The sequence below is a fragment of the Barnesiella propionica genome (assembly GCF_025567045.1).
In the GTDB taxonomy this organism is placed as follows: domain Bacteria; phylum Bacteroidota; class Bacteroidia; order Bacteroidales; family Barnesiellaceae; genus Barnesiella_B; species Barnesiella_B propionica.
The window spans coordinates 511,168-524,038 of record NZ_JAOQJK010000001.1; the positions used below are offsets into that span (position 1 = coordinate 511,168).

Annotated in this window: 14 protein-coding genes; 6 read left to right on the forward strand and 8 right to left on the reverse strand. The window is 40.9% G+C overall.

The window, feature by feature from the left end:
* Positions 1 to 57: 57 nt before the first annotated feature.
* From recJ to OCV73_RS02295, 3 genes are all read right to left on the reverse strand, one after another.
* Positions 58 to 1,785 (reverse strand): single-stranded-DNA-specific exonuclease RecJ, encoded by a 1,728-nt coding sequence (recJ, locus tag OCV73_RS02285; RefSeq protein ID WP_147548643.1) that lies wholly within the window; start codon positions 1,783 to 1,785, stop codon positions 58 to 60.
* A 319-nt stretch (positions 1,786 to 2,104) separates the two neighbouring features.
* On the reverse strand, positions 2,105 to 3,046 hold the full coding sequence (locus OCV73_RS02290; protein WP_317244118.1) for a mechanosensitive ion channel family protein: 942 nt from the start codon (positions 3,044 to 3,046) through the stop codon (positions 2,105 to 2,107).
* Between the two features lie 3 nt (positions 3,047 to 3,049).
* Positions 3,050 to 3,823, reverse strand: coding sequence for a clostripain-related cysteine peptidase (locus OCV73_RS02295; RefSeq protein WP_147548645.1), 774 nt, complete (start codon positions 3,821 to 3,823; stop codon positions 3,050 to 3,052).
* Between the two features lie 183 nt (positions 3,824 to 4,006).
* On the opposite strand from OCV73_RS02295, the gene OCV73_RS02300 reads away from it, so the two are divergent.
* The 5 genes from OCV73_RS02300 to OCV73_RS02320 all read left to right on the forward strand — a co-directional run bounded on the left by OCV73_RS02300 (position 4,007) and on the right by OCV73_RS02320 (position 8,324).
* Complete coding sequence (locus OCV73_RS02300; protein WP_147548646.1) at positions 4,007 to 4,825, forward strand: tetratricopeptide repeat protein; 819 nt, start codon at positions 4,007 to 4,009, stop codon at positions 4,823 to 4,825.
* A 72-nt stretch (positions 4,826 to 4,897) separates the two neighbouring features.
* A complete protein-coding gene (locus OCV73_RS02305; protein ID WP_147548648.1) occupies positions 4,898 to 5,902 on the forward strand; it encodes an HU domain-containing protein in 1,005 nt (334 codons plus the stop codon).
* 258 nt (positions 5,903 to 6,160) lie between these two features.
* Positions 6,161 to 6,445 (forward strand): DUF2089 family protein, encoded by a 285-nt coding sequence (locus OCV73_RS02310; protein WP_147548650.1) that lies wholly within the window; start codon positions 6,161 to 6,163, stop codon positions 6,443 to 6,445.
* On the forward strand, positions 6,442 to 7,035 hold the full coding sequence (locus OCV73_RS02315; protein ID WP_147548652.1) for a YIP1 family protein: 594 nt from the start codon (positions 6,442 to 6,444) through the stop codon (positions 7,033 to 7,035). Before OCV73_RS02310 ends, OCV73_RS02315 begins: the two co-directional genes overlap by 4 nt.
* An 11-nt stretch (positions 7,036 to 7,046) precedes the next feature.
* Positions 7,047 to 8,324 carry an alpha/beta fold hydrolase gene (locus OCV73_RS02320; protein ID WP_147548654.1) on the forward strand — a complete coding sequence of 426 codons (1,278 nt, stop codon included), beginning with the start codon at positions 7,047 to 7,049 and terminating at the stop codon, positions 8,322 to 8,324.
* A 79-nt stretch (positions 8,325 to 8,403) separates the two neighbouring features.
* Here the strand turns inward: OCV73_RS02320 and OCV73_RS02325 are convergent, their stop codons facing one another.
* From OCV73_RS02325 to OCV73_RS02345, 5 genes are all read right to left on the reverse strand, one after another.
* Complete coding sequence (locus tag OCV73_RS02325; protein WP_147548656.1) at positions 8,404 to 8,859, reverse strand: DUF4252 domain-containing protein; 456 nt, start codon at positions 8,857 to 8,859, stop codon at positions 8,404 to 8,406.
* 2 nt (positions 8,860 to 8,861) lie between these two features.
* Entirely contained in the window at positions 8,862 to 9,359 is a 498-nt protein-coding gene (locus tag OCV73_RS02330; RefSeq protein ID WP_147548658.1) for a hypothetical protein, read from the reverse strand.
* A 4-nt stretch (positions 9,360 to 9,363) separates the two neighbouring features.
* Positions 9,364 to 9,858, reverse strand: a complete 495-nt coding sequence (locus OCV73_RS02335; protein WP_147548660.1) for an RNA polymerase sigma factor — start codon at positions 9,856 to 9,858, stop codon at positions 9,364 to 9,366.
* A gap of 2 nt (positions 9,859 to 9,860) precedes the next feature.
* A complete protein-coding gene (locus OCV73_RS02340) occupies positions 9,861 to 10,310 on the reverse strand; it encodes a DUF4252 domain-containing protein (RefSeq protein ID WP_147548662.1) in 450 nt (149 codons plus the stop codon).
* A 161-nt stretch (positions 10,311 to 10,471) separates the two neighbouring features.
* The gene (locus OCV73_RS02345) at positions 10,472 to 11,428 is read right to left on the reverse strand and encodes a D-2-hydroxyacid dehydrogenase (RefSeq protein ID WP_147548664.1); all 957 of its coding nucleotides are present in this window, start codon (positions 11,426 to 11,428) and stop codon (positions 10,472 to 10,474) included.
* Between the two features lie 442 nt (positions 11,429 to 11,870).
* On the opposite strand from OCV73_RS02345, the gene OCV73_RS02350 reads away from it, so the two are divergent.
* On the forward strand, positions 11,871 to 12,866 hold the full coding sequence (locus OCV73_RS02350; RefSeq protein ID WP_147548666.1) for a T9SS type A sorting domain-containing protein: 996 nt from the start codon (positions 11,871 to 11,873) through the stop codon (positions 12,864 to 12,866).
* The last annotated feature ends 5 nt before the right edge of the window (positions 12,867 to 12,871 follow it).

Here is a 12,871-nt window from a genome sequence, read left to right on the forward strand (position 1 = left end):
ATGGCTATCTGTTTTTGCAGATAGCCATTACCGTTTATTTGGGAAAGAATGTTCTTTTTATCGTTCCGATATTTTTATTTCCTTGATGAACAGTTGCATATAGGTATTTCCGTTATGATTATTCTCTTCTATCGTATAACATATATCGAACGGTTTGTGGGCTTTGATATAATCGAAATGTTCGTGCATGTTGAATGCAATGCCGTTCATAATGTTTTCGCTTTTACTGTCTACCAGTTCCAGTTTTATGTGTTCCAGCTTCCGCCCTACGAGACGGCTTGTCCCGTAGTCGTACACCTGCCGGGTGCAAAAGACCGGTTTTAGGTTTCCGGGACCGAAAGGATTCATTTGTTTTAACTGCCTGAAAAATTCGGGAGTTATTTCGTTGAAGTCGAGAAATGTATCGATCTCTACCTGGGGCTTCATCTGCGCCGGAAGAATGTTCTCGGTGACATGAGCTTCAAAACGCCGGCGGAATTCCTCTATATTCTCTTCTTTCAGGGAGAGCCCGGCGGCATAGGTGTGTCCTCCGAAGTTTTCCAGCAGATCCCGGCACGACTCTACGGCTTTGTAGATGTCGAATCCTTGTACCGAACGGGCCGAACCTGTGGCAAGACCGTTGGATAAGGTCAATACGACGGCAGGCCTGTAATACAGCTCGGTGAGCCGTGACGCTACGATGCCGATAATACCTTTGTGCCATCCCTTGTTGTAGATAACTATTGATTTGCGGGATCCGAACGAACTGCTGTTCTCCAGAATGGAGTTAGCTTCCTCGGTGATCCGTTTGTCCAGTTCTTTCCTGTCTTCATTGTACTGGTTGATGCTGCGGCTTTTTTCACAGGCCGTAGCATAGTCTTTGGCGACCAGCAGGTCTACGGCTTCGATACCCGACTGCATGCGTCCCGAAGCATTGATGCGGGGACCTATTTTAAACACAATATCGCTGATGGTTATTTCCTTGTTGCCGAGCCCGCAGATATTGATGATTCCTTGTAGTCCGAAACTGGGATTGGAATTAATTCTTTTTAGTCCCTGGTAGGCCAGTATCCTGTTTTCCCCGGTGATGGGTACTATATCGGAGGCTATGCTGACTGTAACGAGGTCGAGCAGGGGTTCCAGGTATTTTTTTATGTTGATATTGTTATTTATCGAAAAACCTTGCATGAATTTGTATCCCACACCGCAACCCGACAAATGTTTGAAAGGATAGGTATCTTCTTCCAGTTTAGGATCGAGGACTGCTGCAGCGCAAGGAAGTTCGTCGTCGGGCATGTGATGGTCGCAGATGATGAAGTCTATATTTTTGCTTTTGGCGTAAGCTACTTTCTCCACTGCTTTTATACCGCAGTCGAGAGCGATAATGAGCGTAACTCCGCTTTCTTCGGCATAGTCTATACTCTTCGTCGAAATGCCATATCCCTCGTCATAACGGTCGGGGATATAATATTCGAGGTTGGAATAAAAATTCCTTAAAAATTTATACACTAAGGCTACCGCTGTTGTCCCGTCAACATCATAGTCGCCGTAAATTAATATTTTTTCTTTGCCCCCCATGGCTTTATTCAGCCGGGCTACAGCTTTATCCATATCTCTCATCATGAACGGGTCATGAAGATCGGATAGCTGGGGATAGAAGAACTTCTTAGCTTCCGCTGCAGAAGTAACCCCTCGCTGTACAAGAAGCTCACATATAGCCGGACTTATAGCCAACTCTTTTGCTAAAGTCTGTTTTATCTGTTGTTCGTCTGTTGTAAGGGGTAAGTAATTCCATTTACTTATCATTTATATGTTTTTTATTTTTTCTTTATCAGTCTCCTTCAGGAAAACTCCTGCTGTCACGTGGAGTATGGAAATCTCCTGTTCTTGTCGGGAAGAAATTGTTCCTGACAGACAGGGGTATAAGGAATGGACGGGAACCGGCGGATGTTTTTATTTACAGGCAGCACCGATATTCCCTCTATTATTGGCGTAAAGTTATAAAAACCCACTTAAAAGAACGAGTTTTTTTCTGTTAAATTCTGAAATCGTGTCATTTTTTTTAAATAAGACCGGGGGCTCTTTTTCAAAAAAGAGCCCCCGGTCTTTGCGATATCTGTGTCTGTCAATTGTTTGTATGGTCCAGATGTACGTCCATTTGAGGGAACGGAAAGTTCAGCCCGTGTTGCCCGAACTCTTTATATACTTTCTCATTCATGTCGAAGAATACGTTCCAGTAATCGCCCGATTTCACCCAGGCTCTCACTACCAGTGTGACGGCACTGTCGTCGAGGCTGGACAGATTGATAGAAAAAGCCGGCGTTTTTAATATGCGCGCATCTTCTTGGAGCATTTTCGTAAGAACCGCTTTGGCCGTATCGAAACTGTCTCCATAAGCTATGCCGTATTTCCATTCCAGCCGCCGGGTCGCTTCTTTGGAAAAGTTGTTGATGGAGCCTGTTGAAAGTCCGCCGTTAGGGATAATAATGGTTTTATTGTCCGGAGTGTTGAGAATAGTGTTGAATATCTGTATTTCCTTAACTGTTCCTTCATATCCCTGTGCCACGATATAGTCGCCTACCCGGTAGGGTTTGAATAATAATATCATAACTCCCCCGGCGAAGTTCTGCAACGTTCCGCTCAAAGCCATACCTATTGCGATACCGGCGGAGGCGAATAATGCAACGAACGAAGTCGTGTTTATACCTAATACTCCGATTATAATGACTATGAGTATCAGGGTGAGCGTTATGCGCGTAAGACTTAGCAGGAAAGAACGAAGGGAAGGTTCTACGTTACGTTTGACAAGGATGGTGTATAGCAGATTGTAGAGTTTTTTTAATATCCATTTACCTACAAAAAAGATAATGCAAGCAATCGCTATTTTGATGGACAGGTGGATGAGTCCGCTGATGCTTTGTTCCAATAATTGCTGGAAAGACATATCGGATGCGGACGATAGCATGTCGTAAAATGTGTGTGTCTTTGTCGTGTCGGCAACTGCCGTTGCTGCCTCTTTGGTTCCTAATCCGGCCGTTAGGGCCGACGTTAAATCACCTTGGGTCATAATTCATTTGTTTTTTAGGTTATTAATATATTCTGTGGTATTCTTTGCGGGACAGGTCTTTTTATACCAATTGAGTGCCGTGCGGAAATCCTCCAAAGAGTAATCTCCCGTGCCGGGTATATGGATGCTTAATCCGCCTTGACGGTTTATTGCCATGGGACAGTCGCCGGATATCCTGCCCGATATGATAAATGAGAAAGCCGTGTCCGGAATGGCCGAAACTACGTCGGTAAATTTTATGTAATTGTTTTGCGATTCGTTGCTGCTTGTCGGGCCGACCGGACGTGGAAATACTCTGTTATTTATTTGTTTTACAGGTGATTCTGTTGTTGTCCGGGGCGCATTGGATTCCTGGCCCGTAGCATGCTTCCACAGGATAAGCCCGTATTCCCGGGAAGATAATGATTCTTTCACATCTGTTATGACTGACGATAAATATTCCCGGTTAGCGGATTTAAAGTATATGTAAGTTTTTAACATCTTCTTTATTGCGTGGCCTTGTGTATCCCGAGCCTGATGTTTGAGTTGTGACGATGCTTCGTTATCGATGAGGTATGTGACCGTTTTTCCTTCGTTTAATTTTCTTTCGGAAATAGCGGACATCATATCGCTTATATTCTGGTGTGCATACCTTCCCGGATTATTGTTCTCCAGCATGTATACGAGTATGGTACGGTTTGTAGCCGGAACAAATGTACCGGAACCGTTTTCACAGGATTGTCCCAGGAGCGCGAGTGAAAAAATGAAAATACAATAAACTATTTTATGGTAAAACATTTTATATATAAGGATTCCGTATGCAAAAATAATAGAATTTTTTGTATTATGGTTTTACGCCTGAATATTAAATACGGGTGAAAACGGAATATTTTATAAAAACATTTTAAATAAAGTTTTAATGATAATAGTATATCCTTTTTCATTTATCTTTGTTCTTTACTCAAATAGCAAATTAAAAATATGAAGCGATTGCTGATACCTGTAATATTGTTTCTGGTATTACCTTTTTTCTCTTTTGCCCGGACTTATATGGAATGGGTGGACGAGGCTGACAAATATATTAAAGCCCGTGAATGGAGTAAGGCAGAGGAGGCTTTGCTGAATGCATTACGTTCGGAACCGGCGAATGCGCAAAATTCATTGTTACTGTCTAATTTGGGAACGGTGCAGCGTTATGCCGGAAAATATCAGGAAGCATTGCAAAGTTATACGAACGGGCTTCTGATGACTCCCCGTTCGGTTACTTTATATCGTAACAGAGCCGCTTTATATGCAGAGATGGACAGTCTCGACCGGGCCTTGGATGATTATAATCAGGTTGTATTACTGGATGATAAAGATGAGGATGCGCTGTACAGGAGAGGTCTTATACGTCTGGAGAAAAAAGATACGGCTGCTTGCCGGAGGGATTTCGAGCAAATTTTAAAATTGAATCCGGCCAGTTCCGATGCCCGCATAGGCTTGGCTATGCTATTAAAATACCGTCATTATTATCCGGAGGCTATTGATTTATACAGTCAGGTTATTAAAATGAATCCCGGTATGGCTTCATTATATGAAGGACGTGCGGAAGCTTATATTAAAGCTTCTCAGTTGAGCAAGGCCGACCATGACGTGGCTAAAGCGATGGAACTGGATAAGGACGATCCGTTGCCTTATGTGCTGAGAGCTATGATCAAAAAGGCCCGTTTTGAAGATGCTGCTGCCCGAAAAGACTTGGAGACCGCTGTAAAAATGGGCTATGACCGGCAGAGTGCCGAGAATATGCTGAAAGAATAGTTTGTGATAAAAACGAGAGTGTTTCCTGTTTTTTAATTTGGGTAAGAGAAAAAAAAACTTTACTTTTGTGATATGAATCGGATTGCGGAACATATCGGTTATTTGCTGACTGTTCATGATTGTGTGACAGTGCCCGGACTGGGAGGATTCGTCGTACAATATGAATCGGCTTTCTTTTCTGAAGATATGCGCAGATGCATGTCTCCGGTAAAGACGATTTGTTTCAATACGGCTTTGTCACACAACGACGGACTATTGCCTCAATCTTACATGAAGGCATGTGTCGTTTCTTATGAACAGGCTTGTGCGATGGTAGAAGAAGATGTGAGCTTGTTGAAGACGGAGCTGGAGAAAAAAGGGAACTGTTGCTTACAAGGAGTCGGAGTTTTTTCCCGGAACGAGGAAGGTGCCGTATTGTTCGTACCGGAGGAACAGTCTGCCGTCCTGGGAGATATGTTCGGCCTGCAACCGTTGACATTGAAAAAACTTTCGGATATACCTGTATTACAAAGCCCGGAAAAACAGGAAAATATTGCGACCGGCGAAGGTAGACAGGCCGACGTCGTATATATTCCGGTAAACAGGCGTTTCGTGCGATATGCTACGGCTATCGCGGCTATGTTCATTCTTTTATTAATGATTTCCACACCGGTAGATACTTTCGATACAAAAGCTGATTATGCCAGCCTGCTGGCGGCAGAGCTTAGCGGTGATCGTGAAGATGTAAATAGCGCAATTGCAGAATTGCCCGATACAGATGCCGAATTGTCTGCGGTATTCTCCGGGGATAAACATGAGGCCGAAGAGAATATATCGGTAACAGCCGTTTCAGAGAAAAATAAATCTTCCTACTATATCGTCATAGCATCCTTGGTGAACAGGCAGGCAGCGGAGCTCCAGCTGGAAAATTTTCGGCGAATGGGGGTGACCGATGATATTCATATTTATGAAGGCAAAGGTAAGGTTCGTTTATATCTGGCTGATTTTTCAAATTTTGACGAGGCAAGCCGTTATTTGTCACGGTTACTGAAATCGGGTTCTCGCTTTTCTGACGCCTGGATATTTTCTTCCAAATAAAAAAGTAGTCGTTTATAATTTTTCTGTATTTGATCGGATGGCGATAAAATAGCCGTTTGATTTTTTTTGACATTTCCTGAATGCTACTTCCTAATAATTAGTTCAAATGGTCGCTGAATCTGTCTGTACGGTAGGAGAGATTTGGCAATATTAGTTTTATTGTTTTTTTAATTTTACTTATTTACAAATGAATAAAATTGATTTATTATTTTATATTATTGATTTTATGTTTATATTTGTCTCAGTAAAATTATTGAAATGGATAAAATTAAAAAACGTTTACCGTTACAATGTCCTTCTTGTGACCATGTTTTGAAAGTAGGACGTATGTTCTGTGATGAATGTGGAACGGAAGTTTGCGGCGCATTTGATTTGCCTGTTCTGGCAAGGTTGACCGGGAAAGAGCAGTCTTTTATTTTGTCTTTTGTCAAAGCGAGCGGGAGTCTCAAAGATATGGCAAAAAATATGGGAGTAAGTTATCCTACTGTCCGTAACCTGCTGGATGATATAATAGATAAATTAAACAAAATCGAAGAACTATGAAACTAAATCTGAAACAACTGTTCAATCCTTTTGAGCGTGTAGCCGGCTACCGGTCTCTTTTATGGGGTATTGCCGGAATGATTATAGCAACTTTATTATCTGTTATGGCCGATATACATTATCATGGTCTTCTTCATTTCGGGCCGGCGCCCAATCCTGCCTGGTGGTGTTTTGCCATAGAGCATCTGGTGGTATGGATCATTCCGGCCGTTTTGTTTTATATATTCGGGCTTATCTTTTCTAAATCCCGTATTCGTCCGGTAGATGTTTTGGGAACAACGGCTTTTGCCCAGTTGCCGTTTATTCTGATGTCCGCTTTTTATTTGTTGCCTCCTTTGAAAAGATTTCTGCAATTACCTGTCGATACGATGGTTCCGCAGCAATTGCTGCAATCTCCCGATTTTATAAAAGGGATGTGGCTTTCCCTTATAGGAATGCTGTTCCTGATATGGGTATTGATATGGATGTATCAGGCTTTCAGGATATCCTGCAACCTGAAAGGGTATAAGCTGGGACTATGTTATGCTATTGCTATTTTAGGGGGTGATTTCCTGTGCCGTTCTTTAATAGGTTATTTGTGTTATCGTTAGATCTTAATAGAATGAAAAGAATAAGTATATTAGCCGTTTTTTTAAGTATAGCTTTTACGATGTTCTCCCAGAGTGAGAAGATCAAGGCTGAGACCTTGTTTGAACATTTAAGGAACGGAGAGGGGCAGCAAGTTTACGAGATGCTTGACGAAAAAGCGCAATCTATGATAACACCGGAATTCCTTTCATCTTGTTTTATGGAATTGCAACGGGGGATGGGAGAGTATAAAGGCCATACCGGATTTGTTTCCTGGCCCGGTAATATGTGGTATAGCGATATAAGAATGGGAGATATGCAGATTCGTTTATTGCTCGTCTTTGACAATGACGGCCTGGCAAATACTTTGCGTTTTGTTCCTGTTCCGGAGTTTCATACTGCAACATATGGCAAGGGGGAAAAAGAAGTGATAATAAAAAGTGGCAGATACTCCTTGCCAGGTACCTTATCGATGCCCGAAACCGGTTCGGCTCTTCCTCTTGTGATTCTTGTGCACGGTTCGGGGCCTAATGACAGGGATGAGACAATAGGGCCGAATACTCCGTTCAGGGAGTTGTCAGAAGCATTAACCGCACGTGGTATTGCCGTATTGAGGTATGACAAGAGGACGAAAGTTTATACTCCGGATAAGAATGACACGGTTACGCTGGATTATGAAGTGACGGACGATGCGCTTTCTTCCATAAATTATGCACGTACGTTGCCCCGGGTAGATGAACGAAGGATTTTTGTATTAGGACATAGCCTGGGGGGAATGATGGCACCGCGTATTGCGGATCGTGACGGAAAACTTGCCGGAATTATTTTACTGGCTGCTCCTGCCCGAAAAATGGGAACGTTGATGGCCGAACAATTACGTTATATATCCTCTTTGGATACGCTGCACGGCGGAAATGGGGATGCCAGGGTCGAACAGTTGATTCTTCAATCCGAAAATATGGATAAGATAGGTATGTCCGGTTATGATCCTTCGGTGGGATTGCCGGCCGGGATACCGGAGTCTTATGCGGCAGACATGAGCTTATATAATCCGGTAAAGATAATGGAGACGGTCTCTGTACCAGTACTGGTATTGCAGGGGGAGAGGGATTATCAGGTGACAATGGAAGATTTTAATATCTGGAAAAAAGCGTTGTCAGGACATTCGGCTACATTTTACAGTTATTCCTCTTTAAACCATATATTCCATTCGGGCGAAGGAAAATGTACCCCAGCAGAGTATATGAAAGCCGGGGTGATTCCGGATCGGGTGTTTGATGATATTTCTTCCTGGATAAAAGGATTAAAATAATATTAGTGCAAATAGGATAAAACAGCAGGATAATTGTTTTCAATGATTATCCTGCTGTCGTTTTTGGAACGGGAGTGTTTTATTTTTTAGTAAGCTTTTTGATTTTTTCCAGAGATAAATTACCACACAGTGTGATATATACGAATTTAGGTGAATTATCGACAGCCATAACAAGCTCGCTGATTTTATTTTTGTTCTTTTTTATAAAAAACTTTACGTGCTCGTTTTTGTCCTTGACACTCATCAGTTCTTCATAACCTTTTTCCCGGATCATGGCTATATAGTCTGCTTTCATTTTGTTGGAGGTAGCACCATCTTCGCTGGTAAGAATGTACATGGAATCCAGATCCTGTGCAATGTCACCGATATTCATTCCGTTTGCATCCATATCCGGCATCAGTTGTAACAATGTCTTGGATATATTTACTACGGTTACCCCTTTCATTTTGGAGTATTTTTCGATAAAATTATTTTGGGCTCTTAATGAGAGTGCAGAGACCATGAACAGTGTGATAATAATATATTTTGTTTTCATGATTAATATGTTTTTGAATATGAGTTAAGTATATAATTTAATTTGTCAATTTCTGTTTCTGCCAATTCAATTTTTTGGGTGCCTTTATTCAGCTTTTGGGAAACGAGTATTAAAGCATTTTGAGTTTCCGCATAAATTTCTCGGGGCGACGGTTCAGGAGTATGGGATGCATCCTGGCGTATAAGATATAATCCGCAACTGATGACAATAATCAGACTGGCTGCCAAACCGGTCAGTGTTTTCCAGGGAATACGCCGGAAGGTCTTTTCAGTCTCCTTTCTTTCCATGGAATCGATTATCTCTTCCAGTTTCTTGCCTAAGTTCTCCGGAATAGATATAAACGTATCTTTATGAAGTGCCAGAAATATTTTACGATCGGCGGCGAATTTTTTATTTCCGGGTTCCGATTCGAAATATCGAAGCAACTCGAGCTCTTCCTGTTCATCTAATGTTCCTTCGTAAAAGGATTCGAGCAGTTGTTCTATGTCTTTATCTTTCATTCTTCTACGCTTTAAAAAGTTCTTTAATTTTTTTTCTTCCCCGGGAAAGCATAGTTCGTATATTGCCGTTGCTTAATCCCGTGATCTGTTCTATTTCCTCGTTGCTGCATCCTCTGAAATGTTTGAGAATCATAACCTCTTTTTGCTGACCGGGCATTTGGTCTATCAATCGTTTTATTTGTATCAGATCGTCTTTTGTTTCCAGATATATATCGGGAGATATTCCGGTATCGGCCATATTCAGTTGTTCGGTTCCTTCATGTCTGAATCTGTGATATGCTTTATTCAGCTGAGTCAGGCAGAGGTTTTTTACCAGGGTTACACAATAAGCTTCTGTATTCTGGATATCGGTACATTCATCCCGTATCATCCATAATTTCATATAAACCTCTTGTATAATATCCTGGGCATCATTCTGATTTTCGAGTAACCGGTAAGCAATCCTGTACAGTTTGGGATGTAACGGAAGGAATACTTGTTTGAAGTTTTCCGCATTCATCCTTATTTGTTTTTATCCGTTAATTTCCGGATCTGCTTTTTATTCAGATTTCCTTTTATTCTTACTAATTCATGACTATCTCCGGTATTGATGACTACCAGTTCTTTTATAATGTCGTTTTTTATTTTAATCAGTACGATAGACGTTTCGTTTTCATCATTGTTCCGTATCAGAGTTTCATAACCGTTAAAGAAGTTATTGTTCTTGAGCATGTTGTCAAGATTAGTTTTAATTTTATCGGAACATTCGTCCAGATTAATTACTTCGATCGAGTCTATACCTTTTAGTTCCGAAGCAAAAGGCTTTAACAGAGTCGTGACGAACTTGTTTATTTTTATATGCTCGGTATCGGCGGTTTTTGCATAATTCGAAAACAATTTGTCTATATTATTTCCGAGTGCCGGAAGAGATATCATTAATATGATAACGGGTAAAATCTTTGTTATTTTCATAATAGCTTATTTTAAAGAGTTAATTATTGACGCGCCGTTTTAGTCTTTATGAATAAGACGGATTATCGGCGGTTTTGTTACAAAAAATATACGAAAAAACGGGTATCTTGTGAAAAAATACCCGCTATCCATTTATCCTGAATAAGATATCCGATATAAAATTAAGATACTTTATTTTGTATATTACCTTCTAAATATGATTTTACGTTGGCACATGCGATATCCATCAGCCGTTTACGGGCTTCGAAAGTCGCCCAGGCTATATGAGGGGTGATATAACAATTCCGGGCTGAGAGCAGCGGATTATCGTTTCTTGGCGGTTCGGCTGAAAGTACATCCAGTCCTGCTGCATATAGACGTTTGCCGTTTAAGGCATCAGCAAGATCTTGTTCATTCACCAATGGCCCCCTGCCTGTGTTGATAAGAATAGAGGTCGGCTTCATTAAAGATAATGCGTTTTTATCTATCATATTCCTTGTTTCAGGAGTAAGAGGCGTGTGTAACGAAACGATATCGCTAGTTTTTAATAACTCTTCCCGGGAAACCGCTTTGATATAAGGTGGCAGGTCTTTTTGTTTTTTAGAAGTATTTGCTATCACGCGCATACCGAAAGCGTCGGCCAGTTTGGCGACAGACATTCCGATATGGCCAAGTCCTATAATGCCGAATGTCTTTCCGGCCAGTTCGGTAATAGGTGTGTCCCAAAAACAAAAATCTTTACATACACTCCATTTTCCCTCTCTTACTTTGCCGGAATGAAGTTCGACCTGATTGGTAATATTCAGTAAATGGGCAAATACCATCTGTACCACCGATTGAGTGCTGTAAGCAGGAATATTGGTAACAACTATATTTTGTTCCTTTGCGGCTTCGATATCTATAATATTATATCCGGTAGCCAGTACTCCTATATATCGCAATGAAGGTAATAATTTTAAAGTGTCAGCTTTTAAAGGCACTTTGTTTGTCAATATGATTTCTGCGTTTTTTGTCCGTTCAATAATTTCGGATTTATCGGTACGGTCATATAGGGTGCAATTACCCAAAGAAGTCAGATAATCCCAGGACAGATCCCCCGGATTGACGCTATAGCCGTCTAGAACCACTATTTTTTTCATAGTCGTATTTTTTAGTTATTACACAAAGATATGGTTTATTTGTGAATACGAAAAGAATAGGGGAGTGCAGAATGTTAATATAGGGCTGTTCTTGTTCGGCTTTTTCCATAGATAGGGATGTGTTGCCGTATAAGTCAATGTTCCTGAAAAAACGGAACAAGTGAAATCTTAAAGGTAAGCAATAGTATTTTAGAATTATGATTGTGATATGAAATCGGGCGGTAGTTTTTAATGAAAGCAGTCAACGCTAATGCAATAAAGATTTTAATTCTAAATGTTTTCCTGTGGTTTGAAAATGTTATAATATTTTTATTATAAATTTATTTTTTTCTTGTAAATAATAAATTTCTTTTATAATTTTACTTTTGTAAAGATTTAGTGTTGCAGGTGTTTTTATGTTTGTTTTATTCCCTTTGTTATTTTACCCTTAAAATTTATTATTATGAAAAAATTATTTGTTTTGTCATGTGCATTATTTTTATGTGTGCTAATGCCGCTGTCTGCCCAAATCAAAGTAAACCAATATGGAGCCACTTATGTAGGTTCATATGGTTCTAATCCCGATGCACAGAATTCGAATTATGATATTCCGGGATTATATGTATATGGAGCGAATGATTATCCTGCTATTTACTGTAAGCCCGGTTCGATAGGCCTTGGTATGAAAATTGATGGTAGTAAAAATATTAATGGTCCGCTTTTGTTTCTACAGGGAAATAATACGGCTAATATTACTTTGGTACAGGCATATGGTGTAGGCGGATTGTGTTTTAGTCTAACGGGGGAGGGCGTAGTATCTGCTAATAATTATATAACTTATACCCCTAAAAGCAATTTAAAAAATGGAGAAATGTTCAAGAAGATCGATTCTCCTTTGGAAAAACTGATGAAACTGAACGGTATCTTATACCAGTCTTCCGTATCGGAAACAAGTGGAGACGGCAAGCAGATGGTTCCGTCATCCAAGTACCGTATCGGTTTACGGAGCGAAGAAGTTCAGTCTGTGGTGCCTGAAGTGGTTTATACGACTCAGGAAGGTGAAACCGGAATAGCTTATAACGAACTGGTAGGATTGCTGATAGAAGCGATGAAAGAACAACAGGCGACTATATCGGAATTGCAGGCTGCTGTCAATGAGTTGAAATCTCCGTCAACGATAGAAAGCCAGGCAAGCGATAACGCCGCTTTGTTGCAGAACGTACCCAATCCTTTCGATAAAGAGACCCGCATCGGCTATACATTGCCCTCCACAGTTTCCAGTGCGCAATTACTGGTTTATGATTTGCAGGGCAACCAGCTGAAGAACATACCTGTTATCTTACGGGGAAAAGGCGAAGTAGTGATCCAAGCCAGCGAACTGAGCGCCGGGATGTATGTCTATACATTACTGGCCGACGGTAAAGAAGTGGCAACGAAAAGAATGATATTAACGAAATAAGGGAG

What these genes read in the sequence shown, in the direction of transcription:
- recJ (WP_147548643.1), bottom strand. Translation starts at nt 1,785, where the DNA reads ATGATAAGTAAATGGAATTACTTACCCCTTACAACAGACGAACAACAG.
- OCV73_RS02290 (WP_317244118.1), bottom strand. Translation starts at nt 3,046, where the DNA reads ATGACCCAAGGTGATTTAACGTCGGCCCTAACGGCCGGATTAGGAACC.
- OCV73_RS02295 (WP_147548645.1), bottom strand. Translation starts at nt 3,823, where the DNA reads ATGTTTTACCATAAAATAGTTTATTGTATTTTCATTTTTTCACTCGCG.
- OCV73_RS02300 (WP_147548646.1), top strand. Translation starts at nt 4,007, where the DNA reads ATGAAGCGATTGCTGATACCTGTAATATTGTTTCTGGTATTACCTTTT.
- OCV73_RS02305 (WP_147548648.1), top strand. Translation starts at nt 4,898, where the DNA reads ATGAATCGGATTGCGGAACATATCGGTTATTTGCTGACTGTTCATGAT.
- OCV73_RS02310 (WP_147548650.1), top strand. Translation starts at nt 6,161, where the DNA reads ATGGATAAAATTAAAAAACGTTTACCGTTACAATGTCCTTCTTGTGAC.
- OCV73_RS02315 (WP_147548652.1), top strand. Translation starts at nt 6,442, where the DNA reads ATGAAACTAAATCTGAAACAACTGTTCAATCCTTTTGAGCGTGTAGCC.
- OCV73_RS02320 (WP_147548654.1), top strand. Translation starts at nt 7,047, where the DNA reads ATGAAAAGAATAAGTATATTAGCCGTTTTTTTAAGTATAGCTTTTACG.
- OCV73_RS02325 (WP_147548656.1), bottom strand. Translation starts at nt 8,859, where the DNA reads ATGAAAACAAAATATATTATTATCACACTGTTCATGGTCTCTGCACTC.
- OCV73_RS02330 (WP_147548658.1), bottom strand. Translation starts at nt 9,359, where the DNA reads ATGAAAGATAAAGACATAGAACAACTGCTCGAATCCTTTTACGAAGGA.
- OCV73_RS02335 (WP_147548660.1), bottom strand. Translation starts at nt 9,858, where the DNA reads ATGAATGCGGAAAACTTCAAACAAGTATTCCTTCCGTTACATCCCAAA.
- OCV73_RS02340 (WP_147548662.1), bottom strand. Translation starts at nt 10,310, where the DNA reads ATGAAAATAACAAAGATTTTACCCGTTATCATATTAATGATATCTCTT.
- OCV73_RS02345 (WP_147548664.1), bottom strand. Translation starts at nt 11,428, where the DNA reads ATGAAAAAAATAGTGGTTCTAGACGGCTATAGCGTCAATCCGGGGGAT.
- OCV73_RS02350 (WP_147548666.1), top strand. Translation starts at nt 11,871, where the DNA reads ATGAAAAAATTATTTGTTTTGTCATGTGCATTATTTTTATGTGTGCTA.